The organism is Streptomyces sp. NBC_00344, from assembly GCF_036088315.1.
In the GTDB taxonomy this organism is placed as follows: domain Bacteria; phylum Actinomycetota; class Actinomycetes; order Streptomycetales; family Streptomycetaceae; genus Streptomyces.
Genome location: NZ_CP107996.1, coordinates 2,064,348 through 2,090,016 on the forward strand (window position 1 = coordinate 2,064,348; position 25,669 = coordinate 2,090,016).

23 protein-coding genes and 1 tRNA gene are annotated in these 25,669 nt (G+C 68.5%); 1 reads left to right on the forward strand and 23 read right to left on the reverse strand.

Annotation, left to right across the window (positions count from 1 at the left end; all coding sequences use genetic code 11):
• Positions 1-13: 13 nt before the first annotated feature.
• The 21 genes from atpA to OHS16_RS09220 form a co-directional block, all read right to left on the reverse strand.
• Positions 14-1,609: a F0F1 ATP synthase subunit alpha gene (atpA, locus tag OHS16_RS09120; protein WP_328536670.1), complete on the reverse strand. Its 1,596-nt coding sequence runs from the start codon at positions 1,607-1,609 to the stop codon at positions 14-16.
• A gap of 163 nt (positions 1,610-1,772) precedes the next feature.
• A complete protein-coding gene (locus tag OHS16_RS09125) occupies positions 1,773-2,588 on the reverse strand; it encodes a F0F1 ATP synthase subunit delta (protein WP_328536671.1) in 816 nt (271 codons plus the stop codon).
• Complete coding sequence (locus OHS16_RS09130) at positions 2,585-3,130, reverse strand: F0F1 ATP synthase subunit B (RefSeq protein WP_328540775.1); 546 nt, start codon at positions 3,128-3,130, stop codon at positions 2,585-2,587. The genes OHS16_RS09125 and OHS16_RS09130 overlap by 4 nt, the downstream gene beginning before the upstream one ends.
• Before the next feature lie 27 nt (positions 3,131-3,157).
• Complete coding sequence (gene atpE / locus OHS16_RS09135; protein ID WP_328536672.1) at positions 3,158-3,412, reverse strand: ATP synthase F0 subunit C; 255 nt, start codon at positions 3,410-3,412, stop codon at positions 3,158-3,160.
• Positions 3,413-3,487: 75 nt separating this feature from the next.
• Entirely contained in the window at positions 3,488-4,294 is an 807-nt protein-coding gene (atpB, locus tag OHS16_RS09140; protein ID WP_328536673.1) for a F0F1 ATP synthase subunit A, read from the reverse strand.
• 306 nt (positions 4,295-4,600) lie between these two features.
• Positions 4,601-5,044, reverse strand: coding sequence for a hypothetical protein (locus OHS16_RS09145; RefSeq protein ID WP_328536674.1), 444 nt, complete (start codon positions 5,042-5,044; stop codon positions 4,601-4,603).
• A gap of 297 nt (positions 5,045-5,341) precedes the next feature.
• Complete coding sequence (locus OHS16_RS09150; RefSeq protein ID WP_328536675.1) at positions 5,342-6,718, reverse strand: MraY family glycosyltransferase; 1,377 nt, start codon at positions 6,716-6,718, stop codon at positions 5,342-5,344.
• Between the two features lie 94 nt (positions 6,719-6,812).
• Positions 6,813-8,054: a serine hydroxymethyltransferase gene (glyA, locus tag OHS16_RS09155; protein WP_328536676.1), complete on the reverse strand. Its 1,242-nt coding sequence runs from the start codon at positions 8,052-8,054 to the stop codon at positions 6,813-6,815.
• 69 nt (positions 8,055-8,123) lie between these two features.
• Positions 8,124-8,771, reverse strand: a complete 648-nt coding sequence (locus OHS16_RS09160) for an arsenate reductase/protein-tyrosine-phosphatase family protein (protein WP_328536677.1) — start codon at positions 8,769-8,771, stop codon at positions 8,124-8,126.
• Positions 8,768-9,415, reverse strand: a complete 648-nt coding sequence (locus OHS16_RS09165; protein ID WP_328536678.1) for an L-threonylcarbamoyladenylate synthase — start codon at positions 9,413-9,415, stop codon at positions 8,768-8,770. Before OHS16_RS09165 ends, OHS16_RS09160 begins: the two co-directional genes overlap by 4 nt.
• Positions 9,416-9,474: 59 nt before the next feature.
• On the reverse strand, positions 9,475-10,320 hold the full coding sequence (gene prmC, locus OHS16_RS09170) for a peptide chain release factor N(5)-glutamine methyltransferase (protein WP_328536679.1): 846 nt from the start codon (positions 10,318-10,320) through the stop codon (positions 9,475-9,477).
• A gap of 29 nt (positions 10,321-10,349) precedes the next feature.
• Positions 10,350-11,429, reverse strand: a complete 1,080-nt coding sequence (gene prfA / locus OHS16_RS09175) for a peptide chain release factor 1 (RefSeq protein ID WP_328536680.1) — start codon at positions 11,427-11,429, stop codon at positions 10,350-10,352.
• Positions 11,430-11,560: 131 nt separating this feature from the next.
• Positions 11,561-11,788, reverse strand: coding sequence for a 50S ribosomal protein L31 (rpmE, locus tag OHS16_RS09180; RefSeq protein WP_328536681.1), 228 nt, complete (start codon positions 11,786-11,788; stop codon positions 11,561-11,563).
• Positions 11,789-12,052: 264 nt separating this feature from the next.
• Positions 12,053-13,156: an LCP family protein gene (locus tag OHS16_RS09185; RefSeq protein ID WP_328536682.1), complete on the reverse strand. Its 1,104-nt coding sequence runs from the start codon at positions 13,154-13,156 to the stop codon at positions 12,053-12,055.
• 356 nt (positions 13,157-13,512) lie between these two features.
• Positions 13,513-15,567, reverse strand: a complete 2,055-nt coding sequence (gene rho / locus OHS16_RS09190; protein WP_328536683.1) for a transcription termination factor Rho — start codon at positions 15,565-15,567, stop codon at positions 13,513-13,515.
• Positions 15,568-15,916: 349 nt separating this feature from the next.
• Complete coding sequence (gene thrB / locus OHS16_RS09195; protein ID WP_328536684.1) at positions 15,917-16,834, reverse strand: homoserine kinase; 918 nt, start codon at positions 16,832-16,834, stop codon at positions 15,917-15,919.
• A gap of 410 nt (positions 16,835-17,244) precedes the next feature.
• Complete coding sequence (gene thrC, locus OHS16_RS09200; protein WP_328536685.1) at positions 17,245-18,315, reverse strand: threonine synthase; 1,071 nt, start codon at positions 18,313-18,315, stop codon at positions 17,245-17,247.
• A gap of 6 nt (positions 18,316-18,321) precedes the next feature.
• A complete protein-coding gene (locus tag OHS16_RS09205) occupies positions 18,322-19,623 on the reverse strand; it encodes a homoserine dehydrogenase (RefSeq protein ID WP_328536686.1) in 1,302 nt (433 codons plus the stop codon).
• 95 nt (positions 19,624-19,718) lie between these two features.
• Positions 19,719-21,110, reverse strand: a complete 1,392-nt coding sequence (gene lysA / locus OHS16_RS09210; protein ID WP_328536687.1) for a diaminopimelate decarboxylase — start codon at positions 21,108-21,110, stop codon at positions 19,719-19,721.
• A 12-nt stretch (positions 21,111-21,122) separates the two neighbouring features.
• Positions 21,123-22,133 (reverse strand): ArgS-related anticodon-binding protein NrtL, encoded by a 1,011-nt coding sequence (gene nrtL / locus OHS16_RS09215; protein WP_328536688.1) that lies wholly within the window; start codon positions 22,131-22,133, stop codon positions 21,123-21,125.
• Positions 22,134-22,212: 79 nt separating this feature from the next.
• The gene (locus OHS16_RS09220; RefSeq protein ID WP_443042582.1) at positions 22,213-22,674 is read right to left on the reverse strand and encodes a response regulator; all 462 of its coding nucleotides are present in this window, start codon (positions 22,672-22,674) and stop codon (positions 22,213-22,215) included.
• 151 nt (positions 22,675-22,825) lie between these two features.
• On the opposite strand from OHS16_RS09220, the gene OHS16_RS09225 reads away from it, so the two are divergent.
• A tRNA-Arg gene (locus OHS16_RS09225) sits at positions 22,826-22,897 on the forward strand.
• 473 nt (positions 22,898-23,370) lie between these two features.
• Here the strand turns inward: OHS16_RS09225 and OHS16_RS09235 are convergent.
• Positions 23,371-24,852 (reverse strand): hypothetical protein, encoded by a 1,482-nt coding sequence (locus OHS16_RS09235; protein ID WP_328536690.1) that lies wholly within the window; start codon positions 24,850-24,852, stop codon positions 23,371-23,373.
• Between the two features lie 424 nt (positions 24,853-25,276).
• Positions 25,277-25,660, reverse strand: coding sequence for a DUF6083 domain-containing protein (locus OHS16_RS09240; protein WP_328536691.1), 384 nt, complete (start codon positions 25,658-25,660; stop codon positions 25,277-25,279).
• Positions 25,661-25,669: the final 9 nt, after the last annotated feature.

Genomic DNA, 25,669 nt, shown 5'->3' on the forward strand with positions numbered 1-25,669 from the left:
GTCCCTTCCGTCGTCACTTGGAGACGCTGACGGCCGGCGCGTCCTCGCCGAGGAGCTTGCCGTCCGAGGTCTCGAACTGCCGCTTGAAGCCGGCGATGGCATCGCCGATCGCGGTCACGGTGTCGTCCGACATCTTGGCGCCCTCGCGGATCGAGGTGAGGAGCTCCTTGCGCTCACGGCGCAGGTGCTCCAGAAGCTCGTCCTCGAAGCGGCTGATGTCCTGGACCGGTACGTCGTCCATCTTGCCGGTGGTACCGGCCCAGACGGAGACAACCTGCTCCTCGACCGGCATCGGCTGGTACTGGCCCTGCTTCAGCAGCTCGACCATGCGCTTACCGCGCTCCAGCGAAGCCTTGGAGGCCGCGTCCAGGTCGGAACCGAAGGCGGCGAACGCTTCCAGCTCACGGTACTGGGCGAGGTCCACACGCAGTCGTCCGGACACCTGGCGCATGGCCTTGTGCTGGGCGGAACCACCGACACGGGAGACCGAGATACCGACGTTCAGCGCGGGCCGCTGGCCGGCGTTGAACAGGTCGGACTCCAGGAAGCACTGGCCGTCGGTGATGGAGATGACGTTGGTCGGAATGAACGCCGAAACGTCGTTCGCCTTGGTCTCGACGATCGGGAGGCCCGTCATCGAACCGGCACCCATGTCGTCGGAGAGCTTCGCGCAGCGCTCCAGCAGACGGGAGTGCAGGTAGAAGACGTCGCCCGGGTAGGCCTCACGGCCCGGCGGACGGCGCAGGAGCAGGGAAACGGCGCGGTAGGCGTCGGCCTGCTTCGACAGGTCGTCGAAGATGATCAGGACGTGCTTGCCGGCGTACATCCAGTGCTGGCCGATGGCCGAGCCGGTGTACGGCGCCAGGTACTTGAAGCCGGCCGGGTCGGAAGCCGGAGCGGCGACGATCGTCGTGTACTCCAGGGCGCCCGCCTCTTCCAGCGCACCGCGCACGGACGCGATGGTGGAGCCCTTCTGGCCGATGGCGACGTAGATGCAGCGGACCTGCTTCTTCTCGTCGCCGGAGCGCCAGTTGTCTCGCTGGTTGATGATCGTGTCGACGGCCAGGGCGGTCTTGCCGGTCTGACGGTCGCCAATGATCAGCTGACGCTGGCCACGGCCGATCGGGACCATCGCGTCGACAGCCTTGTAACCGGTCTGCATCGGCTCGTGGACCGACTTACGCACCATGACGCCGGGAGCCTGCAGCTCCAGCGCACGGCGGCCCTCGGTCGCGATCTCGCCGAGACCGTCGATCGGGTTGCCGAGCGGGTCGACAACGCGGCCGAGGTAGCCCTCGCCGACGCCGACCGAGAGCACCTCACCGGTGCGCTGCACCGGCTGGCCCTCCTCGATACCGCTGAACTCGCCGAGTACGACAGCACCGATCTCGCGCTCTTCAAGGTTCAGCGCAAGACCGAGCGTGCCGTCCTCGAACTTCAGCAGCTCGTTCGCCATGGCCGAGGGAAGACCCTCGATCTTGGCGATACCGTCGCCGGCCACGCTGACCGTACCGACCTCCTCGCGCGAGGCCGCGTCCGGCTTGTACGACTGGACAAAGTTCTCCAGCGCATCCCGGATCTCCTCCGGCCGGATCGTGAGCTCCGCCATCTGGGTTCCCTGCTCTCCTTGTTGGGCCCGAAGTCTTTGGGGGTCTGGGGCTGTTTCCCTTAGCGGCTGCGCCGCGGGCCCCCAGGAATCTTCTGCAATTTCTGCACGGCCCAACCGGGCCGCTGTTCTTGCTGTTCTTGCTCTGCTGTTCTTCTGGCGGCCGTCAGCCGGCCAGTCGCCGGGACGCCTCGTCGAGACGCTCGGCGATGGTGCCGTTGATGACCTCTTCGCCGACGCGCACCGAGATCCCGCCGAGGACCTCGGGGTCCACGTCCAGGTTCAGATGCATATCGCGGCCGTACAGCTTCGCCAGTGCGGCGCCGAGACGCTGCTTCTGCCCGTCGGTGAGCGGCACCGCCGATGTGACGACGGCGACGACACGGTCCCGGCGCGCGGCAGCGAGCCTGGACAGGGTCTGAAGTCCCGCTTCCAGGCTACGTCCCCTGGGGTGCGTCACAAGACGCACGACCAGACGCTCGGTGACCTGGTGGGCACGGCCGCCGAGCAGGCTGCGCAGCAGCTCGCTCTTGGCCGCGACCGTGGCAGCACGGTCGGTGAGCGCGGCACGCAGAGCCGGGCTCGACTCGACGATCCGGCCGAACCTGAAGAGCTCGTCCTCGACGTCGTCGAGTGCCCCGGCCTGCTGGGCCGCGGCCAGATCGGCGGTGGCTGCGAGCTCCTCCACCGAGTCGACCAGATCGCGCGAACGCGACCAGCGGGAGCGGACCATACCGGCGACCAGGTCGACGGCGGTGCCGTCCACCTGCCCGGCCAGCAGTCGTCCCAGCAGCTCGGCCTTGGCCTCGCCCTCCCGCGCCGGCTCGGTCAGAACACGGCGCAGGGTCACCTCGCGGTCGAGCAGCTTGGTGATCTCGGCCAGCTGGTCGGCGAGCTGCGCGGCGTCGACCGACGAGGAGTCGGTCAGCGCCTCAAGACGCTCGCGTGCTGAGGCCAGCGCCTCGCGGCTCGCACCGTTCATCGCGTGGCCTCGGCCTTCGAAGCGCTGTCCTCGAGGTCGTCGAGGAAGCGGTCGACCGTACGGCTCTGCCGGGCGTGGTCCTCGAGGGACTCGCCGACGAGCTTTCCGGCCAGCTCGGTCGCAAGCTTGCCCACGTCCTGCCGCAGAGCGGCAGCAGTGGCCTTGCGGTCCGACTCGATCTGGGCGTGACCGGCGGCGACGATCTCCTCACGCTGCCGCTGACCTTCCGCCCGCATCTCCTCGATGATCGTGGCGCCCTGCTCGGTGGCCTCCTGGCGCAGGCGTGCAGCCTCGTGCCTGGCCTCGGCGAGCTGAGCCTTGTACTGCTCGAGCGTCTGAGTGGCCTCGGCCTGAGCCTCGGCCGCCCGCTCCAGGCCGCCCTCGATCGCGTCGTGCCGCTCGTCCAGAGTCTTCTGGATGTTCGGCAGGAGCTTCTTACCGAGGATGCCGAAGACGATGAAGAAGCAGAGCAGACCGACAATCAGTTCTGCGGTGTCGGGAATGAGCGGATTCTGTGCTCCCTCCGCCGCCAGGAAGGTCATCATGTCTGAACCTTTCGTCGGGTTCGGTTACTTGGCCGAGAAGATGAAGGGAACGACCAGGCCGAGCAGTGCGAGGACCTCACAGAGCGCGAAGCCGAGGAACATGTTGGTACGGATGATCGGCATGGCCTCGGGCTGACGGGCCATGGCCTCGATCGAGTGGCCGAAGACCAGACCGATACCGACACCGGGGCCGATGGCGGCAAGACCGTAGGCGACGGCGCCCAGGTTGCCCTGGATCGAGATGTTGTTGGCGGCGAGGTTGACAAGCTCGGCAGACATCTTCCTGTCTTCCTTTGTGATGCGGTCCGCTGGGGGACTTCCCAGAGGAGGTCTGATGGGGGACGAACGCGAAGGTCAGTGACCTTCTTCAAGTGCTCCGCTGATGTAGATCGAGGCGAGCAGCGTGAAGATATACGCCTGGAGGAACTGGATCAGCACCTCGAAGGCGGTCATGCCGACTGCCAGGACGAATGAACCGCCCGCGACGGCCGACAGGAACGACGGGGTGAGCAGGTACCAACTGGCGACGCTGAACATCACGATCAGCATGTGGCCGGCGAACATGTTGGCCCACAGCCGCACCGCGAGGGTGAACGGCCGGGTGATCACGTTCTGGATGAACTCCAGAAGCACGATCAGCGGGACGAGGCCCTTGGGCAGGCCTTCGATCCAGACCAGGTTCTTGACGCCACCCTTGAAGCCGTGGGTCTTGAACGTCAGGTACATGTACGTCACGAACACCAGCGCAGCAAGGCCGACCGGGAACGCGAAGCGTGAGGTCGCCGGGAACTGCGCCAGCGGGATGATGGACATGATGTTCATGATCCACACGAAGAAGAAGATCGACGTGAGGAAGGGAACGTACTTGGTGCCCTTCTTGCCGATCACTTCCGCGGCGATACTCCGCGCCACGAAGTTGTAGCCGATCTCGCCGACCAGCTGCAGCTTCCCGGGGACCATCTTCGGCTTGTGGAACGCGGCCCAGAAGAACCCGACCACGAGCAGCATGCAGATGATGGCGAGAAGCATCGGCTTGGTGAAGTCGAAGCTGCCGATGCTGAAGATCGGCCTGAAGTCGAACGAGTGGAGGCCCGGCGCCGGGAAGCCACAGTCCGCATTGATGTGGCACCCGCTTTCAGCGAGCAGCGTTTGGGCACTCACCCGTGACTCCTTCGTCGTGACGCATAAGTAACGGCAACCTTGTGTGTCAGCGCGGCTGGTGGGGCCGCTTGTCGGCACTGGGGACGTGGTGGTGCGGCGGTGCCGCCGCGGTGCGCTGGAAGCATCCGCCGAGGACCGGGCATCCCGGATTCCGAGCTGTGTTCACAGCCGCCGCTCCGAGTACGCCGCCGGTCGAGAGGGCTGCACACTCCTGCACCCATCAGGCGGGAGGGGCCCCCAACGGAAGCGATTTCGGACGATAGCAGACGGGGATCAATCCCCTTTAGGCCCCCCCTACACCACACGTCAGGACTCCGTCTTCGCCAAGTCCGCCGCCCCCTTGGCGGGCACGGAGGGCTCGGGGTCGACGTAGAGCATCCTGCTCGTGAGGCTCTGGCGGATCTGACCCCCCAGCCATGCCAGCGCGGTGACCAGCAGGGTGAGGGCGAACGCACGGCCGTTGAACAGTGTGGTGTTGCCGAAGACGATGATGAAAATGCCGATGAGCAGAATCTGCACCGTGTAGACGAGCAGTCCCGCCGTCATCGCCACCTGGGGCTTGTCGCGGGTGATCCGCATCAGTGCGACGAACCCGAGGACGAAGAAGACGCCGACCACGGCGAGCCCCACGAGTCCGCCGACCAAACCCTTCCCGCCGGCGACGAGCGCACTGACAACGGTGGCGGCGACCCCCACAGGGGCGGCGATGATCGCCGCGCCCCGGAGGATCCGGGCGTCGTTGGACTGCATGCGAACAGCTCCAGCAGGAGTTGGGGGGTGGATGTGCATGTGGTGACTGACTGCGACTCGTCAATGGTCTGACGTCGATCAGAGGGTAGCGCCAGGAGACAGGTGCACCTCGGTCCAAAAGACCGTCCTACCAAGGTCTTTCGGCGCTTCAACCGGTGGTAGTGAACGCTATCACAAACTATTTGATGAGGTCTTTACCATGGAGGTGTGCCGCCTGTCACACATGAGAGCTACTGCGCGCGTCTGTGCACTTCGACGGGCATTTTGCCTGGTATTGACGCCCGTTGAGAAGAATCGTCAGCGCGTGGTTCCCGCTTTACGTCGGCCCGGGACATGTGAACGGTGACCAATTGCTGTCGCCCCGTTGACACCTGTCGGAATTGCCGTATTTCGCTGCTCGTCAACTGATGTATCCGAGTCCTCATTTGCGCCCGAATTATCCGCATCGCCGGATTCTTCCGTTCCCTTTTCGTCGCCGCCACCGCGACCTCCGCGCAGACGCCGGTAGCGCGGCGGAACGAAGCCCTCCGCCCACTGCGGGGTGCGCGGAGTGAAGCGGGGGAAGAGCAGGAGAACGAGACCCACCGCGCTCAGCGCGACGACGGCCAGCACGATCCAGGTGGACGCCGAGCGCACCGAGTAGGCGAGGGTGCCGAAGGCGAACAGGGCCGACCAGAAGTACATGATCAGCACCGCCCTGCTGTGCGAGTGGCCGATCTCCAGCAGCCGGTGGTGGAGGTGTCCGCGGTCGGCGGCGAACGGCGACTGGCCCTTCCAGGTCCGGCGCACGATCGCGAGCACCAGGTCGGCGAACGGGATCGCGATGATCGTCAGCGGCATCAGCAGCGGAATGAAGACCGGGAGCATCGCGTGCGTCGCCTCGCGCCCGCCACCGAGGTTCAGGCTGAGGGCGTCCGGGTCGACCTGCCCGGTCACCGAGATCGCCCCGGCCGCGAGCACCAGACCGATCATCATCGATCCCGAGTCGCCCATGAAGATCCTGGCCGGATGCATGTTGTGCGGCAGGAAGCCCAGGCACATTCCCATCAGGACCGCGGCGAAGAGGGTCGCCGGGGCGGCCGCCTCGATGCCGTACCCGTACCAGATCCGGTAGGTGTACATGAAGAACGCGGCAGCGGCGATGCAGACCATTCCGGCCGCGAGTCCGTCCAGACCGTCGACGAAGTTCACCGCGTTGATGGTGATCACCACGAGGGCCACGGTCAGCAGGGTGCCCTGCCAGGAGGTCAGCGAGACGGTCCCGACGCCGGGGATGGGGAGCCAGAGGATCGTCAGGCCCTGCATGACCATCACGCCGGCGGCGATCATCTGGCCGCCGAGCTTGATCAGGGCGTCGATCTCGAACTTGTCGTCGAGGACACCGATGACCCAGATCAGGCCGGCGCCCGAGAGCAGCGCCCGGGGTTCGTTGGACAGGGTGAAGACACTGCCGAGGTTCGTCAGGTGATCGGCCACCAGCAGCCCCGCGCACAGCCCACCGAACATGGCGATGCCGCCGAGCCGCGGTGTCGGCTCCCGGTGCACGTCACGTGCCCGGATCTCCGGCATCGCCCCGGCCACGATGGCGAACTTCCGCACCGGCCCGGTCAGTAGATACGTCACCGCGGCCGTGACGCAGAGCGTCAGCAGGTATTCACGCACGGGCTGCCCCACAGATATCGCTGGCCATCTCAGCCCCACACCTTAGCTTCGGGGTGCATGTGGTGGAGGACTCACGGGTAGCCACGATGGTTGCACGACTCACGCGCTAGCTCGAACTCGGCGGAAACCTCCCGGCAAGTTTCCGCACTTCTTCACGGGTGCCGGGCACCTCGCGCAGCGCCGCACCGAACAGCGAAGCGATCTCGGCCATCTGCGCCACGCCCATGCCCTGGGTGGTGACGGCGGCCGTGCCGAGTCTGATGCCGCGCTCGTTGCCGTAGGGCAGTGGACAGGTGTCCACCACGATGTTCGCGGCGGCCAGCCGGGCGCGGGCCTGCGGTCCGCCGATACCGATGGGACCTGGGTCCGCGGTGATCACATGGGTGTCGGTACCGCCGGTGATGACCGTGAATCCCTGCCCGGCGAGTGCCCCGGCGAGCCGTCGGGCGTTGTCGACCACCTGGTGGGCGTAGGCGGCGAAGGCCGGCGCCGCCGCTTCGCCGAAGGCAACGGCCTTGGCGGCGATGGTGTTCATCTGGGCGCCGCCCTGGGTGAACGGGAACACGGCCCGGTCGATGCGGTCGGCAAGCCCCGCACCGCAGAGGATGAGCCCGCCGCGCGGCCCCCGCAGCACCTTGTGGGTGGTGGCGCAGACGACATCGGCGTACGGAACGGGGCTGGGCGCCGCTCCCCCGGCGATCAGGCCCATCGGATGGGCGGCGTCCGCGATGAGATACGCGCCGGCGGCATCGGCGATGTCACGGAACTGCGCGTAGTCCGGGTGCCGCGGATAGCAGATCGACCCGCAGACGATCGCCCGGGGGCGGTGCTGCTCGGCGAGGGTGCGCACCTGGTCGTAGTCGATGTGTCCGCTCTCCGCGTCCACGCCGTACCCCACGAAGTCGAACCACCGCCCCGAGAAGTTCGCGGGCGAGCCGTGGGTGAGGTGGCCCCCGTGCGCGAGGCTCATGGCGAGCACCGTGTCACCGGGCCGCAGAAGGGCCGCGTACGCCGCCAGGACGGCGGATGATCCCGAGTGCGGCTGAACATTGGCGTGCTCGGCTCCGAAGAGCGCTGTGGCCCGCTCACAGGCGATCCGCTCGGCGACATCCACCAGCTCGCAGCCGCCGTGGTAGCGGGCGCCCGGATAGCCCTCCGCGTACTTGTTGGCCAGCGGCGACCCCAGTGCGGCCAGCACGGCGGGTGAGGTGAAGTTCTCGGCGGCGATCAGCTGCAGCGAGGTCGCCTGCCGCTCCCCCTCGCCGAGGATGACATCGGCCATCTCGGGGTCCTGCATGCGCAGGTCTTCGAGGCCGGGTGGGTGGGGTGAGGTGGTGGTGACCGGCATCGTGGGCTCCTCGGCGTCGGAACCAATGTAGGACGGTCCGCGCGGCCCCGCCTGCCGGTCGCGCCCCGGTCAGTGCGGCGCGGCCACTCCGGTGAGCGCGGTCACCACCGGATCCAGTGCCTGGTTGATCTCGTCGCCGATCGACCGGAAGAAGGTGATCGGGGCGCCGTAGGGGTCGTTCACCTCGTCCGCCTCGACCGTGGGTGCCAGCAGCCATCCCCGCAGCGCCGCAGCCGCGCGCACCAGGGCACGCGCCCGCTCCACCACCCCGTCGTCCAGCGGATCGGGCAGTGTCGCCGGGTCTATGGCCCGCACCAGACGGGTGAACTCCTTCAGGGTGAAGGTGCGCAGTCCGGCGGAATGCCCCATCGAGATGACCTGCGCCCGGTGGTCCCTGGTCGCGGTCAGCACGAGGTCCGCCCTGATCACATGGTCGTCCAGCAGTTCCCGGCCGAGGAAGCCGTGCGCGTCCGCCCCGTAGTCGGCGAGAACGGTCGCCGCGTTCGCCTCCATGGGGGCGCCTTCGTGCCCCCATGTGCCCGCGCTCTCCACGATCAGACCGCCTGTCAGCCGGGTACCGAGGCGGTCGTCGAGGGCATGGCGGGTCAGCCGCTCGGTGATCGGCGAGCGGCAGACGTTGCCTGTGCTGACGTGGAGGATTCTGAACGTGCCACCGGAAGCGGCCGCGCCTATGCCACGCCCCTCAGGGGCTGTCAATTGGCCACCTCGAGGTCGGGTACCACCTTGCGCAGCTCCTCGGCGGAGATGGCGCCCGCGCGCAGCAGGACCGGGATCGTGCCGGTGACATCGACGATCGACGACGGAACGATGCCGGGGGTGGGGCCGCCGTCCAGGTACACGGAGACGGAGTCGCCGAGCATCTCCTGGGCCGCGTCACAGTCCTCCGGTGCCGGGTGGCCCGTCAGGTTGGCACTGGAGACGGCCATCGGGCCGACCTCGGTGAGCAGCTCGATGGCGACCGGATGCAGCGGCATCCGCACGGCCACGGTGCCACGGGTGTCCCCCAGGTCCCACTGGAGGGAGGGCTGGTGCTTGGCGACCAGGGTGAGCGCCCCGGGCCAGAAGGCGTCGACGAGCTCCCAGGCCTGCTCGGAGAAGTCCGTGACCAGTCCGTGCAGGGTGTTCGGCGAACCGATGAGGACCGGGGTGGGCATGCTGCGGCCGCGCCCCTTGGCGTCCAGCAGGTCCACGACACCCTCGGTGCTGAAGGCGTCGGCCCCGATGCCGTACACCGTGTCCGTGGGGAGTACGACGAGCTCGCCGCGGCGGACGGCGGACGCGGCTTCGCGCAGACCGGTGGTGCGGTCGGTCGCGTCATTGGTGTCGTATCGCCGTGCCATTTAGCGAGCCTCCTCGAGCAAAACCTGACAAACATGCTGTGGAACGGGTCCGGCGTCCGTCACGGCATCGCCTTGCGGGCGGTCGCGAAACGGGGGCGGTTGTTCAGATCGGGGTGGTCGGCCGCATCGGCCCAGCCACGCTCCTCGGTGAAGATCCACGGGACCTGGCCGCCCTGGGTGTCGGCATGCTCGATGACGACCACGCCACCGGGCACCAGCAGACGGTGGGCGGTGCGCTCGATACCGCGGATCGTGTCGAGTCCGTCCTCGCCGGAGAAGAGGGCCATCTCCGGATCGTGGTCACGGGCCTCGGGGGCGACGTACTCCCATTCGGTGAGCGGGATGTACGGCGGATTGGAGATGACCAGATCGACCTGGCCGTCGAGCTCGGGCAGGGCGCTCAGCGCGTCGCCCTGGTGCACCGTGACCCGGGATCCCTCGGCGTTCCTGCGGGTCCAGTGCAGCGCGTCGTCGGACAGTTCCACCGCGTGCACCCGTGAGCGGGGCACCTCCTGGGCCATGGCCAGTGCGATGGCGCCGGAGCCCGTGCAGAGGTCGACGATCAGGGGCTCGACGACGTCCATCGCGCGCACCGCGTCTATGGCCCAGCCGACGACCGACTCGGTCTCCGGGCGGGGCACGAAGACACCCGGTCCGACCTGGAGTTCCAGGTAGCGGAAGAACGCCCGCCCGGTGATGTGCTGGAGCGGCTCCCTGGCCTCGCGGCGGGCGATGGCCTCCCAGTAACGGGCGTCGAAATCCGCGTCCTTGACGTTGTGCAGCTCTCCCCGCTTGACGCCGTGCACGAAAGCGGCGAGCTCCTCCGCGTCGAAGCGCGGGGAGGGCACGCCGGCGTCGGCCAGCCGCTGGGTGGCCTGGGCCACCTCGGCAAGCAGCAGGTTCATGCGGTTCTCCAGTACGGGGCGGCCGGGTACTACTGTGCGGCGGCGAGCTTGGCCGCGGAATCCGCGTCCACACACGCCTGGATCATTGCGTCCAGGTCGCCGTCGAGCACCTGGTCCAAGTTGTACGCCTTGAAGCCGACCCGGTGGTCGGAGATCCGGTTTTCCGGGAAGTTGTACGTCCGGATCTTCTCGGACCTGTCGACGGTGCGGACCTGGCTGCGACGGGCGTCGGCGGCCTTCGACTCGGCCTCCTCCTGGGCCGCGGCGAGCAGCCTGGAGCGCAGGATACGCATGGCCTGCTCCTTGTTCTGGAGCTGGCTCTTCTCGTTCTGGCAGGAGGCGACAACACCGGTCGGCAGGTGGGTGATCCGGACGGCGGAGTCGGTGGTGTTGACCGACTGGCCGCCGGGGCCCGACGACCGGTAGACGTCGATACGGAGATCGTTGGCGTGGATCTCGACGTCGACCTCCTCGGCCTCGGGCGTGACCAGGACGCCGGCCGCCGAGGTGTGGATACGGCCCTGCGACTCGGTGGAAGGCACCCGCTGCACCCGGTGCACCCCGCCCTCGTACTTCAGACGCGCCCAGACACCCTGGCCCGGCTCGGTGGCGCCGTTGCCGCCCTTGGTCTTCACCGCGACCTGGACGTCCTTGTAGCCGCCGAGTTCGGACTCGGTGGCGTCGATGATCTCGGTCTTCCAGCCGACGCGCTCGGCATACCGCAGATACATCCGCAGCAGGTCGCCGGCGAACAGTGCCGACTCGTCCCCGCCCGCGCCCGCCTTGACCTCGAGGAGTACGTCCTTGTCGTCGCTGGGGTCGCGCGGGACCAGCAGCAGCCGCAGCTTCTCGGTGGTCTCCTCGCGCTGCTTCTCCAGCACCTTCACCTCGGCGGCGAAGTCCGGGTCGTCGGCGGCGAATTCACGCGCCGTCTCGATGTCGTCCCCGGTCTGCTTCCAGGAGCGGTACGTGGAGACGATCGGGGTGAGCTCGGAGTAGCGCTTGTTCAGTTTGCGCGCATTGGCCTGGTCCGCGTGGACCGACGGGTCCGCGAGCTGCTTCTCAAGATCGGCGTGCTCGCCGATCAGATCCTCGACCGCCTCGAACATCGGGGGCTCCTGGGGTGGGGTCTCCCCATGCTCGGCGGAGCTCGGGGACATGAGTCAAAGGGCTGCTGGACGGCAAAAGCGCCGGTCCGGTCGCTCCGTGGGGAGCGACCGAGGACCGGCGCAGTGGCTCGCTACTTGGCGTCGGAGCCGGCAGCCTTCTTGCCGAAGCGGGCCTCGAACCGGGCCACACGGCCACCGGTGTCGAGGATCTTCTGCTTGCCCGTGTAGAACGGGTGGCACTCGGAGCAGACCTCGGCGCGGATGGCGCCTTCGGAGAGGGTGCTGTGAGTGGTGAACGAGGCACCGCAGGTGCAGCTGACCTGGGTCTCGAAGTACTCGGGGTGGATCTCGCGCTTCAAGGTGTCTCCTAGTTTCGGGAGGGCACCGGGTCGTAAGGACGGAGTTGTCCACACGTGAACCGGGGCCGACGTACCAGTCTGCCAGGACTGGGCCGTCCTTCAAAATCTCGGACGATTGCCAGAACCATGGCCGGACCCGATCTATTCCGGCACCAGCGCGTGCCGCACGAGGCGGCTGCCGCCGGTTGTGGCGGCGGCAGCGGCAGCCGCCCGCCGGTCCCGTGGCGGGCGGCGTCAGCCCCGGCGGACACTGCCTGTCACACCCTAGGAACTGGTGACGACCTTGCTCGCGTCGCCCTGGTCACCCGCAGAGCCCTTGGTCGCGGATGCCGGGATCGGCTTGTCGTGCTTGAGGGCGGTCCATATCTGCTGCGACTTCGCCTCGAGCGGGATCACCCGGTTGAGGTCGGTGGGGTCGTACTGGACCGGCATGGTGACCATGTCGGTCGAACCGGCCCCGATGCCCTTCAGACCGTTCGCGAAGGTCATCAGGCTCTTGACCGAGTTGATGTCGGAGTCGGTGGTGACCGTCTTCGTCGCGGTGTCGGCGAGGCTGTAGAGCTTCTTGGGGCTGGTGAAGATCCCCACGTGCTTGACCTGGTTGATCAGCGCCTTGATGAAGGCCTGCTGCAGCTGTATTCGCCCGAGGTCACTGCCGTCACCGACGCCGTGCCGGGTGCGCACGAGCCCGAGGGCCTGCTCGCCGTTGAGAGTGTGGGTGCCCGCGTCGAGCTTCAGATGGCTCTTGTCGTCGTTGATCGACTTGCTGGTGGTGACCGGCACCCCGCCCAGGTCGTCGATGAGCGTCTGGAATCCGGAGAAGTCGACCTCCAGATAGTGGTCCATGCGGATCCCGGACATCTTCTCGACCGTCTTCACCGCGCAGGCCGGGCCGCCGCTCTCGTACGCCGTGTTGAACATGGTGTGATGCGCGCCACTGACCGTGCCGCCCTTGGACGTGGTGCAGTCCGGGCGGTTGACCAGGGTGTCACGCGGGATGGAGACGACGCTGGCCTTCTTGTGGCCCTGGTAGACATGGACGATCATCGCGGTGTCCGAGCGGGCGCCGCCCTGGTCCTTGCCGTACTTGCTGTTCGAGCCTGCCCGGGAGTCGGAGCCGAGGACGAGAATGTCCTGCGAGCCGTTGTCCACATTGCTGGGACGGTCCTTGCCGAGCTGGGCGTTGATGTCCACGCTCTTGAGGTTGCCGTCGAGCTTGAAGTAGACGAAGCCGAGCCCACCGCCGCCGAGGACGACGACACCTGCCGCCACCCATGCGGTGATGACCAGTGATCTGCGGCGTGCCGAAGGCTTTCTGCGGCGCTGGCCGCTGCCCCGTATTCGGCCGCCCGTCTGCCGCTCACCCATATGTCCTCCAGCTCCTCGTGGTCCGACTGCCCCCTGCCGTGAAAGATGAGGCACGGTGCGCCGTCACTTGTGTGACGACGTGATTCGGAAAAGCGTTGCACAGCGACGGGCGGCCACGGCCCGTGAAGCAGTCGTCCGATTCGACAGGTCGGCTGTCGGAAAAACGTCTCTCACCTGGTGTTTCACAGAGAGACGCCGAGCTGTGCCGGTGCGGTTCCCGGACGCGGGCTGTGGTGAAGGTCTCGGTCGCGCCCGCACGGGTTCGAGGTCGCCCGTCGCCGCACCGGGGACAGAGCAAACCGGCCTGCCGCATCACTTCCGTGACGCGGCAGGCCGGTTGTCGTGTACTGCGGAGGTCAGTCGTTGCCGTTGCCGGGCGAAGGTGTGGTCTTCGCGATCTGCATCAGGAATTCGGCGTTCGACTTGGTCTTCTTCATCTTGTCCAGCAGCAGCTCGATCGCCTGCTGCGAGTCGAGTGCGTGCAGCACCCTGCGCAGCTTCCAAACGATGGCGAGCTCCTCCGAGTTGAGGAGGATCTCTTCCTTACGCGTACCGGACGGGTCGACGTCCACGGCGGGGAAGATGCGCTTGTCGGCGAGCTTCCGGTCGAGCTTGAGCTCCATGTTGCCGGTGCCCTTGAACTCCTCGAAGATCACCTCGTCCATCCGCGAACCGGTCTCGACCAGCGCGGTGGCGAGGATGGTCAGCGAACCGCCGTCCTCGATGTTCCGCGCGGCACCGAAGAAGCGCTTCGGCGGGTAGAGCGCCGTCGAGTCGACACCACCGGAGAGGATGCGGCCGGAGGCCGGGGCCGCCAGGTTGTACGCACGGCCCAGGCGGGTGATCGAGTCGAGCAGCACGACCACGTCGTGACCGAGCTCGACGAGACGCTTGGCGCGCTCGATGGCCAGCTCGGCGACGGTGGTGTGGTCCTCGGCGGGACGGTCGAAGGTCGAGGAGATGACCTCGCCCTTCACCGACCGCTGCATGTCGGTGACTTCCTCGGGCCGCTCGTCGACGAGGACGACCATCAGGTGGCATTCGGGGTTGTTGACCGTGATCGCGTTGGCGATGGCCTGCATGATCATGGTCTTACCGGTCTTCGGCGGGGCCACGATCAGACCACGCTGGCCCTTGCCGATCGGCGCCACCAGGTCGATGATCCGGGTGGTCAGTACGCCCGGGTCGGTCTCCAGACGGAGGCGGTCCTGGGGGTACAGCGGGGTCAGCTTCTGGAACTCCGGGCGCCCGCGCCCGGATTCGGCCGCCATGCCGTTCGCCGAGTCGAGACGGACCAGCGCGTTGAACTTCTCGCGCCGCTCGCCGTCCTTCGGCTGGCGGACCGCACCGGTGACGTGGTCACCCTTGCGCAGACCGTTCTTGCGGACCTGGGCGAGCGAGACATACACGTCGTTCGGCCCCGGCAGGTAGCCGGAGGTCCGGATGAAGGCGTAGTTGTCCAGGATGTCCAGGATTCCCGCGACGGGAATCAGTACGTCGTCGTCCGCGACCTGGGGCGCCTCACCGAACTCCTCGCGGCCACGACGGCCACGACGGTCGCGGTACCGTCCGCGGCGACCGCGGCGACCGCCCTCGAAGTCGTCGTCGTTCTCGTCGGCACGCGGGCCGCTGCCCTGGTTGCCCTGGTTGCCCTGGCGCTGCGGACGCTGTCCGCCGCCCTGCTGCTCCTCGCCCTTGCCCCCGCGGTCACGGCGGTCGCGGTTGCCGCGCTCACCGCGCTCCTGGCGGTCACCGCGGTCCTGACGCTCACCGCGCTCCTGGCGGTCGCCCCGGTCCTGGCGGTCACGGCGCTGGCCGCGGTCCTGGCGGTCACCACGACGGCCCTCGGCGGTGTCGGTGGCCGTCTCGGCCTTGGCCTCGGCCGGAGCCTCGGTCTTCACGTCGGTGGCCGCGGAGCGGTTCTCGGCCTTGGCGGCCTTCGTCTCGGCGGCGGCGGTCGCGCTCTCGGGGCTGCCCGCCTGCGCGGTGGCCCTGCGGCGACGGCGCTCGCCGGCCGGCTGATCGTCACTCGCCGGCTGGCCGGGAATGTCGATCTGCTGCTGCGCGGCGGACTTCTCCGCTGCCGCGGGCTCGTCGCCCGTGCGGGACTTGGAAGTGGCGCGGCGCTTCGGCTTGGCCTCTGCGGTCTCGGCGGCCGGGGCGCTCTTCGGCGCGGAAGAACCGGCCTGCGCCTCCTTGATGACCTCGATCAGCTGGCTCTTGCGCATACGCGCGGTGCCCCTGATGCCGAGGCCGGACGCGACCTGCTGCAGCTCGGCCAGGACCATGCCGTCGAGGCCGGTGCCGGAGCGGCGGCGCCGCGTGGTACTGCCGGTGGCAGCACCGGCGGCGGACGCGGCGTCGACAGACTTGTCGGCGGTCGCGCCCATCAGATCGGTGGTGTCGCTCACGAAGGGTCCTTCCCTGGAGCGGACGTCGGCCTGTCTGGCACGGCGACCGGTTGTGCTGTCCGGCTGCGGTCCGTGATCTTCAGATCGTGAACCGAGTCCGGGGCGGTGGTCCGCCGGGGTACGGCGGAGGACATAACGTGCTTGGGGTCCGGCAGAGGCCGGTTCCGGAGCGTGCTCGCAACTGCTCAGGCAGGCTGCTCAGGCAGTTGGGGAGGCTCCCGGAAGGAAATGCGGTCCCTGATGGGGACACGAAGCACCGCGTCGCAAGGACGTCGAGTGCTGACTTGAGGTTAACACTACCGGATCCAGCAAATATTCCCCCTCTCGTTCACCGGCAATCGGGCGCTCCCTATGTGCCCAGCGGCAGGACGCTCGCACCCGAGGCGTCGAGCGGCAGCCGGTTGGCGGCCCACCCTTCGCCGGCCAGCCGTGCGACCTTGTCGGCCGCACCGTTCTCGACCAGCGCGAGCACCGTGGGGCCCGCGCCGGAGATGACCGCGGGGACGCCGTCCGCCCGCAGCCGGTTGACCAGGGCCACGCTCTCGGGCATCGCCGGAGCACGGTATTCCTGGTGGATTCGGTCCTCTGTGGCGGCGAGCAACAGCTCGGGGCGCCTGGTCAGCGCCTCGACGAGCAGGGCCGCACGGCCCGCGTTGGCAGCCGCGTCCACATGGGGGACGGTCCGCGGAAGAAGTCCCCTCGCGGTCTCGGTGAGCACCGGTCTACTGGGGACGAAAGCCACCGGAACAATGGATTCCGCGGGCTCCATCCTGATCGCGCGAGCCGCTCCCCCGTCGGTCCAGGCGAGTGTGAAGCCGCCGAGCAGACAGGCGGCCACGTTGTCGGGATGTCCCTCGATCTCGGTGGCGAGCTCCAGCAGGGCCTCGTCGTCCAGCTTCTCCGCGCCGCCTATGGTCACCGCCCGGGCGGCGACGATTCCGGCACAGATGGCGGCGGACGAGGAGCCGAGGCCGCGGCCGTGCGGGATGCGGTTGGCGCAGACGACTTCGAGGCCGCGCGGCTGCCCGCCCAGCAGGTCGAAGGCGGTGCGCAGCGACCGTACGAGGAGGTGTTGCTCGCCGCGGGGAAGCGTGTCGGCTCCCTCGCCTGCGATGTCGACATGCAGACCGGAGTCGGCGACCCGGACGACGACGTCGTCGTACAGCCCCAGCGACAGGCCGAAGGCATCGAAGCCCGGCCCGAGGTTGGCGCTGGAGGCAGGCGTGCGCACCCGGACGGCGGCGGCACGGAATGCGGGACCGGCCATCGCTCTGACGACTCTCCTTGTGAGACTGCAAGTCCTGTTTCGACTGCGTGATTTCTGCTGCGGGGTGTCTGCTGCGTTCCCGGAGGGTTCAACCCTCCGGAGCCCTGACCGGGCCACCCTACGGGCATCCTGGGGCGGGCACGGCAACAACACCGCGGCATATGCGGCGGGGTGGGTTGAGTACAGCTTATCGAAGGAAGGTTCTCCCGCGACATAGGGCGCACAGGAGGCGCACGATGCGTGTCGCAGGCCGCCTGTGCGCCTTTCAACCAAACGGGGCGCTGCGACTCCTCGGCCGTGACAGGCGGTGCGTCCACCGAATGGGCGGACGCTGCCTGCCGCGGCCGGCGCCATGGCCTCTCGTCCGGATCGTGCCGGGCTCGCCGGCCTGATCCGGGATCGGAGAAGACCTAGGCGAGCCCGAGACGCTCAGCGGCCACGACGGCGTCCACCGGGACGGTGACCGGCTGAGGGGCGCCCGCGACGGCCCAGTCCGGGTCCTTGAGGCCGTTGCCGGTGACCGTGCACACGATCTTCTGGCCGCGGTCGACCTTGCCCTCCTCGGCGGCCTTCAGCAGGCCGGCCACCGAAGCGGCCGAGGCCGGCTCCACGAAGACACCTTCCTGGGAGGCCAACAGCCGGTAGGCAGACAGGATGTGACGGTCAGTCACCTCGTCGATGGCGCCACCCGACTCGTCCCGGGCCGCCAGCGCGTACTGCCAGGAGGCCGGGTTGCCGATCCGGATCGCGGTCGCGATCGTGGACGGGTCCTTGACGATCTCGCCCCGCACGATCGGAGCGGATCCCGACGCCTGGAAGCCCCACATCCGGGGCGCGTGGGTGGCGAGACCGTCCGCCGCGTACTCCTTGTAGCCCTTCCAGTACGCGGTGATGTTGCCCGCATTGCCGACCGGCAGCACATGGATGTCGGGGGCGTCGCCGAGCGCGTCGACGATCTCGAAGGCACCGGTCTTCTGGCCTTCGATACGGGAGGGGTTGACCGAATTGACCAGCGCCACCGGGTAGTTGTCCGAGAGCGAGCGGGCCAGCGTCAGACAGTCGTCGAAGTTGCCGTCGACCTGGAGGATCTTCGCGCCGTGGACCAGCGCCTGACCCATCTTGCCCAGCGCGATCTTCCCCCGCGGCACCAGGACCGCGCAGACCATGCCGGCGCGCACGGCGTATGCGGCGGCCGAAGCGGAGGTGTTACCGGTGGAGGCGCAGATGACCGCCTGCGCGCCCGCCTCCTTCGCATGGCTGATCGCCATGGTCATACCGCGGTCCTTGAAGGACCCGGTGGGGTTGGCGCCCTCGACCTTGAGGTGCACCTCACAGCCCGTACGCTCGGAAAGGACCTGAGCGGGAACGAGCGGCGTGCCTCCCTCACGGAGCGTGACGACGGGCGTCGCCTCCGTGACCGGAAGGCGGTGCCGGTACTCCTCGATGATGCCGCGCCACTGGTGGGTGCCCTGGCTGGTCATGGGTCCTTACTCCCCTTCAACACGCATGATGCTGGCGACACCGCGCACGGTGTCGAGCTTGCGCAGCGCCTCGACGGTCCCGGAAAGGGCGGCGTCGGGCGCGCGGTGGGTGACGACGACGAGAGAGGCCTCGCCGCCTCCGTCCTGTCGGCCCTGCTGGCGCACCGTGTCGATCGATACGCCCTGCTCGGCGAAGACCGTAGCAACCTGGGCGAGAACGCCCGGCTTGTCGGCCACGTCGAGACTGATGTGGTACCGCGTGATCACGTCGCCCATCGGGCTGACCGGCAGACGTGTGTACGCGGACTCGCCGGGGCCGGTGGCCCCGCCCAGCGTGTTGCGGCAGACCGCCACCAGGTCGCCGAGGACCGCGGACGCGGTCGGCGAACCACCGGCGCCGGGGCCGTAGAACATCAGTTGCCCGGCCGCGTCGGCCTCGACGAAGACCGCGTTGTACGCCTCGCGGACCGATGCCAGCGGGTGGCTGAGCGGGATCATCGCGGGGTGGACGCGGGCGGTGACGGACTTCCCGTCGGCCGCGCGCTCACAGATGGCGAGGAGTTTGACGGTGCAGCCCATGCGTTTCGCGGACGCGATGTCGGCCGCTGTCACCTCGGTGAGGCCCTCGCGGTGGACGTCGTCGAGGCGCACCCGGGTGTGGAAGGCGATACCGGCCAGGATCGCGGCCTTGGCCGCGGCGTCGAAGCCCTCGACGTCGGCGGTGGGGTCTGCCTCCGCGTAGCCGAGAGCCGTGGCCTCGTCGAGCGCCTCGGAGTACCCGGCGCCGGTGGTGTCCATCTTGTCGAGGATGAAGTTGGTGGTGCCGTTGACGATGCCCAGAATGCGGTTCACCTTGTCGCCCGCGAGCGATTCGCGCAGCGGACGCACCAGCGGGATCGCACCGGCGACGGCGGCCTCGTAGTAGAGGTCCCTGCCGTGCTCCTGCGCGGCCGCGTGCAGGGCGGCGCCGTCCTTGGCGAGCAGCGCCTTGTTGGCGGACACCACGCTCGCGCCGTGCTCGAAGGCGGTGGTGATCAGCGCCCTGGCGGGCTCGATCCCACCGATGACCTCGACCACCACGTCGATGTCGCCGCGTTTGACCAGGGCCATCGCGTCGGTGGTGATGAGAGCGGGGTCGATGCCCTCGCGGGCCTTGGAGGGACGGCGGACGGCCACTCCGGCCAGCTCGACGGGGGCACCGATGCGCGCCGTGAGGTCGTCGGCGTGCGTCGTCATGATGCGGGCCACCTCTGAGCCGACCACTCCACAGCCCAGCAGCGCCACCTTCAGCGGACGCGTACGCATCATCCGACCTCACTTCTCATACTTCTACGGTGTGGACCAGTCTCACTCACCGGACGGGAGTTTCTATCCCCTGTCCGGATTGTGAGACGACTATTTCACTAGCCGACATCGAGGCGCAGGAGATCCTCCTCCGTCTCACGCCGGACGATCACCCGTGCCGCGCCGTCCTTCACGGCGACGACCGGCGGGCGCAGTGCGTGGTTGTAGTTGCTGGCCATGGAGCGGCAGTACGCACCGGTGGCGGGGACGGCGAGCAGATCGCCCGGTGCGAGATCGGCCGGCAGGAACGCGTCCTTCACCACGATGTCCCCGCTCTCACAGTGCTTCCCGACGACCCGGACCAGCATGGGCTCGGCGGTCGAGGTACGCGAGACCAGCGCGACGCTGTACTCGGCGTCGTAGAGGGCGGTGCGGATGTTGTCGGACATCCCGCCGTCGACGCTGACATAGGTCCGCAGGCCCTCGAGCGGCTTGATGGTGCCGACCTCGTACAGCGTGAAGGCGGTGGGCCCCACGATGGCGCGCCCCGGCTCGACGGAGATCCGCGGGGTGGCAAGCCCCGCCGACTCGCACTCCCGGGTGACGATCTCGCCGAGCGCCTTGGCGATCTCGTGCGGCTCACGGGGGTCGTCCTCCGTGGTGTAGGCGATTCCGAGGCCGCCGCCGAGGTCGATCTCGGGCAGCTCGACCCCGTGCTCGTCGCGGATGTCGGCGAGCAGCTGGACCACTCGTCGCGCGGAGACCTCGAAGCCCGCCATGTCGAAGATCTGTGACCCGATGTGCGAGTGGATCCCGATGAGTTCCAGCCCGTCCAGCTTCAGCGCCCGGCGGACGGCTTCCGCCGCCTGACCGTCGGCGAGCTGGATCCCGAACTTCTGGTCCTCGTGCGCGGTGGCGATGAACTCGTGGGTGTGCGCCTCGACGCCGACCGTAACCCGGATCTGCACCGGCTGGCGCTTGCCGCGGCTCTGGGCGATGTGCGCGACCCGGACGATCTCCTGGAAGGAGTCGAGCACGATCCGCCCGACACCGGCGTCGACGGCCCGCTCGATCTCGCCGGTGGTCTTGTTGTTTCCGTGGAAGGCGATCCGCTCGGCAGGCATCCCGGCGTCCAGGGCGGTGGTCAGCTCACCGCCGGAGCAGACGTCGAGGTTGAGCCCCTCTTCCCTGAGCCACTTCACGACGGCCCGGGACAGGAAGGCCTTCCCGGCGTAGAACACATCGGCGTCCTGCCCGAAGGCCTCGGCCCAGGCCCGGCAGCGGGCGCGGAAGTCGGCCTCGTCCAGGAAGTAGGCGGGGGTGCCGAACTCCTCGGCCAGCCGGGTGACTTCGATCCCGCCGACGGTGACGACCCCGTCGCTGTCGCGGCCGACGGTACGGGCCCAGACCTTCTCGTCCAGGGAGTTGAGGTCCTCGGCAGGGGCGGAGTAGTGCCCCTCGGTGTAGACATCGGCGTGCCGGGGCCCGGCGGGGTGTGCGGAACGGCTCATCTCTTCGCTCTTTCAGATGTGTTCGGGTGCGCTGATGCCGAGCAGGGACAGGCCGCCTGCGAGCACCGTCCCGGCGGCCTCGGCGAGGGCGAGCCGGGAACGGTGGGCGGCCGAGGGTTTCTCGTCACCGACGGGCAGCACGGTGACGTGGAACTCCAGAAACGCGTCCGCCACGGCCACCAGATGCCGGGCGAGTCGCTGGGCTGCCCCGGTGCCGCCGGCCGTACCGGGGGCGGCCTCGGCATGGGCGTGGGCACCCTCGGCGTCGGCAGCTTCGGCGAAGGCGGGGAAATCGGTCAGCGCGGCGAGCAGCGCGGGCGCCCGCACGCCGTCCTCGTCCTGAGCGGCCCGGAAGCCGAGGTCCTCCGCGTTACGGAGCAGAGCGCGGCTGCGGGCGTACGCGTACTGGACGCGGAACAGCGGATTGCTCTCCCGCCGGACCAGCAGCTGCTCCCCGCCGCCGAGCAGCGAGTCCCAGCAGGCGGCGTCCGGCCCCAGGCGTTCGAGCTGCACCGGATGGAGGGTGGCTGCGGGGCCGGCTGTGGTGCTGTTGGCGGAGAGGGGTGGGCCGGCGGGGTCGGTGGTGCCTGCTGGGACGGTCGAGGGTGCCGGGTTGGTGGTGCGTGCGGGACCTGTGGTGCGTGCGAGAACACTCGTGGGTGCCGCGCCGGTGGTCCGTGCCCCTCGCCCGTACCGTGCGCTCTGCTCGATGACCCTGCGTACGACGGTGCCCGCGCCGTCAGGAACCAGCGTGAAGTTCAGGAATCCCGGCCCGGTGATCTCGACCCGTTCGATCCCCCGCGTACCGGCGATCCGCTCCCTGAGCGCTTCGGCGACCGCCCGGGGAGGCATACCGGCGGGGCCGGCCAGCCGCAGCGCGGCGTTCGTGGCGTAGTCCCCCCGGCCGCCGGGCCGGGGCCTCTCGACCCTGACGTGTTCGGGGACAGCCACCCGCAGGGCACCCTCGTCCACCGCGCGGCGCACGGCGCGCGTGACGGCACAGGAGAGCTCGGCGGGGGTCACGGGACCAGCGTATGGGAGAAGGGGGGCGTCTCCGCGAACCGGTTTCGCCATGCGGGCAGCTCGCGGGGCGGCGCGGCGGTCAGCCGAGCGCACTCCCCGCCCGCCCGGCAGGCCGGCTCGGACCGGGGTTGCCGCACGGCCGCACAGGGTCCGGCGGGCTCTCCAGCCCCACCAGCTGCCGAACCATCCGGACCAGCGCGGCAGGCTCGAAGGGCTTCGCGAGAAAGGCGTCCACCCCGGACGCCAGCCCGCTCTCCACTTCCTGCTGCGTACACGCGCTGACGATCGCCAGCGGGATCCGGCTGGTACGCGGATCGGAACGCAGCCGCGCCGCGGTCCGCAGCCCGTCGAGCCTCGGCATCACCACATCGAGCGTGATCGCATCGGGCGCGACCCGGTGGACGACATCCAGGCACTCGGCACCGTCAGCCGCGGTCACGACCTCGAAGCCCTCCAGCTCGAGATTGACCCTGATCAGCTGCCGGATGACCTTGTTGTCATCGACAACAAGCACCCGGCCCAACGCACCCGGCACACTCATGAGCGTAGAACCGCCGACACCACCGCGTCCCGGTTTTGCCCACTTCCACCCCCGCGTCCACCAACGGACCTCGCGCCTCCGGAAATACCCGTTCATGGCCACCCCATCTGAGCTGGTAGGGTTTCACCAGTCGGCGCTAACCCGCCGAAACGCCCCCGTAGCTCAGGGGATAGAGCAACGGCCTCCGGAGCCGTGTGCGCAGGTTCGAATCCTGCCGGGGGCACCTTGTATGAGGTGCCCAAAGACCCCGTCACCAGCGGAAACGCTGAGGCCGGGGTCTTCGCGTATGTGCAGGCGGATGCAGCCTGGAGCCGCCGCATGTCGGGGTCTGTGGACGAGGCGTGGACGGGATCTTGAGGCATTGCCGCAGGTGGGGTCCGGGATATGGCGTGAGCCCGCACTCGGCTGTGCGCGTCGGCGAAGGCCCCGATCCAAGCCTGGCGATGGCGAGCGATGCTGTACACCTGCTCGGCTGTCAGCACTCCTGAGAGGGGCGCCAGTGCCGCCACCTCACGCTCCTGGCACACACGCACACTTAGCGGCGTGGCCACCACCTTGAGACCAGTCAGGCCAACGGAGACGAGCACCGGCTCCACCGGTACAGGGAAACCGCATCAGAGCTCAAGCGCAGCGCAGCGAATAAGCGAATAGAGGGGCACGGAATCGTGCACGCCCTCGCGGCACGCGCAGAAAGCTCTAGAAGGCGATGTGAGGGCTCGTCAGGGCCGCCCCGAAGTAGCCCTTCACGCCGCGAACGGCGATGCCGGCGCTCGTGCCGCACAGGTTGGTGGAGCCGCTGAGGACGGGGCCGGTGGTCGAGCCACGGGCGATCCACAGGCAACCGTCACTGTTCTCCGTGGGAACGCCGACGACCGTCTCGGCCTTGCCGTCCTTGTTGAGGTCGGCGAGGTGGACCGAGGCTCCGAACTGGTCGCCGGTCTCAGCAGTGCCGGGCACGCCGGCCGTGTTCTGGGTGTAGCCGACCGCCTTGGTCGTGGTCAGACCCGTGGCGGAACCGCGCAGCAGGACGGCCGTGCCGGCCATCTCGTGCGCGCCGACTCCCTCGCTGGGGACACCGACGAGGACATCGGCGTAGCCGTCGGCGTTGACGTCGCCTACGCTGAGCGACTGGCCGAAACGATCGCCGTCCTCCGCCGTGCCGGGAACCCCCGCCGTGTCCTGGTGGAAGACCTTCGGCCGCTGGTCGGCGGTGATGCCTTGTGCACTTCCGTAGAGAACCTGGATCTCGCCGCCGCGGTGCGCGGCACCAGGCATGTTCATCGTGGATTCGTCGTCCGCGATGGCGGTGACGAGGTCACCGTAGCCGTCACCGTTGACGTCACCGATCTGGCCGGCGTGGCCGTCGGCGAACGGCAGTTTCGTGGGCCAGGTCGTCATGGGAACGTCGCCGATCGGGCCGTTGTCGACGAACACGGATCCGCGGATGTCGTCGTCCGAGGGGCCAGGCAGCCAGAACCGTTCCGCCCTGCCGTCGCCGTTCACGTCGCCCATCACCAGACTGCGGGCGTTGACGCGCCATTCCCGGTAGTGGGTGGCGGCCTTGCCGGTGCGAGTGAAGGGGCCGGCATAGGAGGCCGCCTCGCAGCGCGAACCGATACCCACTTCCGGGGCACCGTCCCCGTTCATGTCTCCCGTGGCCAGGGACATCCCGAATCCGCAATAGGTCAGACCGTCCCCGAACCCGGAGGGCGCGGAGATGCTTGCGCCGCCCTGAAGGCCATGGGACCCACCCCACACAACGGTCACGGAGCCCCGGGACTGCTTGCCGTCGACCTCTTCATGGGGCGTGCCGACGACCAGATCCGCGTACCCGTCCCGGTCCAGATCGGCACTGGCAACCGCCGAGCCGAACCCATCCCCGTCCTCGGATGTACCGGGGACCCCGGCCGTCGCCTGAGTGATCACGGCCCGACGCGTGGCACTCACGGATGACGCCGACCCATACAGAACGACCACGGCACCGGCTTCCTCCACCGATCCATTGGCGGACTCGGGAGCGCCCACGACCAGGTCGCGATAACCGTCACCGTTGAAGTCGTCTTGGACAGCGGCGGTGTTGGCCCCCTTGTACGGAGCGGCCGCCGAAGCCGTCGCCGGAGTAAGGGTGACGGCGAAGAGAGGTGCGAGCACGGCCGCGGCTGTGACTGCTCTGTACAACGGAACTCCTCATGCGGGACGACACAAACGGCAGGGAGGCGAGAGCTGCATAACCTAGAGCTCAATCGCCTCACTGGACTCACGAGAGAGCCGCAAGGTTGTACGCGACTCCCAATAGATCGAGGAGCTCAGCCGCGCCGGTACGTGTCTTCAAGTTCCTGCCGATCGGCAGGAAGGAGGACATCCGTGACCTGCAAAGCCTGCCCGGCAACATCGCATACGACGACCAACACGCTGAGCACCGGCTCCCCTTGAGGCATCGCGCGGAAACGCTGAGGCAGGGGTCTTCGCGTGTGTGCAGGCGGATGCAGCCTTGAGCAGCTCTGTGTCGGGGTCTGCGCAATGTCCTGGAGAGGTTCTTGAAGCGTCTGCCCAGGCCAACCTCGGGCATCACGACGGCCGGACACGGCAACGACGCCGGCCCTCATCCAGCGTCCGGCCACTCCTCCCGGGACTCCGGAGGTTCCGGAACCGCCTGGCGCTCAACTCGTCGCCCGTTCTCCCCACGCAGCGACGTAAGCCACTGCCACAGGTCCGGCAGCGGTTGGGCCGGACAGGCGAGCCGATGCTCGATGCGGCACCTCTGGGATGGATCAGGTGGGCACACGCCGTAGACAGTCACCCGTCCATCGGCCAGCACTATCCAGCGATGCTCCGCCGGCACCGTGTGAGACGGCGGCATCATGTCCGGCTCCAGCAGCACCCAGTCGTGTTCCAGCGTCAAAACACGATCCCCCAGCAGGCCGCAGTACGGGCAGGGCGACTGCCCGCCGCCGAGCCAACACGGACCCTTTTCGGAAACCCCCATACCGTCAGG

Coding starts and splice junctions, on each gene's coding strand:
- atpA (WP_328536670.1), bottom strand. CDS start 1,609: ATGGCGGAGCTCACGATCCGGCCGGAGGAGATCCGGGATGCGCTGGAG.
- OHS16_RS09125 (WP_328536671.1), bottom strand. CDS start 2,588: ATGAACGGTGCGAGCCGCGAGGCGCTGGCCTCAGCACGCGAGCGTCTT.
- OHS16_RS09130 (WP_328540775.1), bottom strand. CDS start 3,130: ATGACCTTCCTGGCGGCGGAGGGAGCACAGAATCCGCTCATTCCCGAC.
- atpE (WP_328536672.1), bottom strand. CDS start 3,412: ATGTCTGCCGAGCTTGTCAACCTCGCCGCCAACAACATCTCGATCCAG.
- OHS16_RS09145 (WP_328536674.1), bottom strand. CDS start 5,044: ATGCAGTCCAACGACGCCCGGATCCTCCGGGGCGCGGCGATCATCGCC.
- glyA (WP_328536676.1), bottom strand. CDS start 8,054: ATGCCGGTCACCACCACCTCACCCCACCCACCCGGCCTCGAAGACCTG.
- OHS16_RS09165 (WP_328536678.1), bottom strand. CDS start 9,415: ATGGCACGGCGATACGACACCAATGACGCGACCGACCGCACCACCGGT.
- prmC (WP_328536679.1), bottom strand. CDS start 10,320: ATGAACCTGCTGCTTGCCGAGGTGGCCCAGGCCACCCAGCGGCTGGCC.
- prfA (WP_328536680.1), bottom strand. CDS start 11,429: ATGTTCGAGGCGGTCGAGGATCTGATCGGCGAGCACGCCGATCTTGAG.
- OHS16_RS09185 (WP_328536682.1), bottom strand. CDS start 13,156: ATGGGTGAGCGGCAGACGGGCGGCCGAATACGGGGCAGCGGCCAGCGC.
- thrB (WP_328536684.1), bottom strand. CDS start 16,834: ATGGCCGGTCCCGCATTCCGTGCCGCCGCCGTCCGGGTGCGCACGCCT.
- thrC (WP_328536685.1), bottom strand. CDS start 18,315: ATGACCAGCCAGGGCACCCACCAGTGGCGCGGCATCATCGAGGAGTAC.
- OHS16_RS09205 (WP_328536686.1), bottom strand. CDS start 19,623: ATGATGCGTACGCGTCCGCTGAAGGTGGCGCTGCTGGGCTGTGGAGTG.
- lysA (WP_328536687.1), bottom strand. CDS start 21,110: ATGAGCCGTTCCGCACACCCCGCCGGGCCCCGGCACGCCGATGTCTAC.
- OHS16_RS09220 (WP_443042582.1), bottom strand. CDS start 22,674: ATGAGTGTGCCGGGTGCGTTGGGCCGGGTGCTTGTTGTCGATGACAAC.
- OHS16_RS09240 (WP_328536691.1), bottom strand. CDS start 25,660: ATGGGGGTTTCCGAAAAGGGTCCGTGTTGGCTCGGCGGCGGGCAGTCG.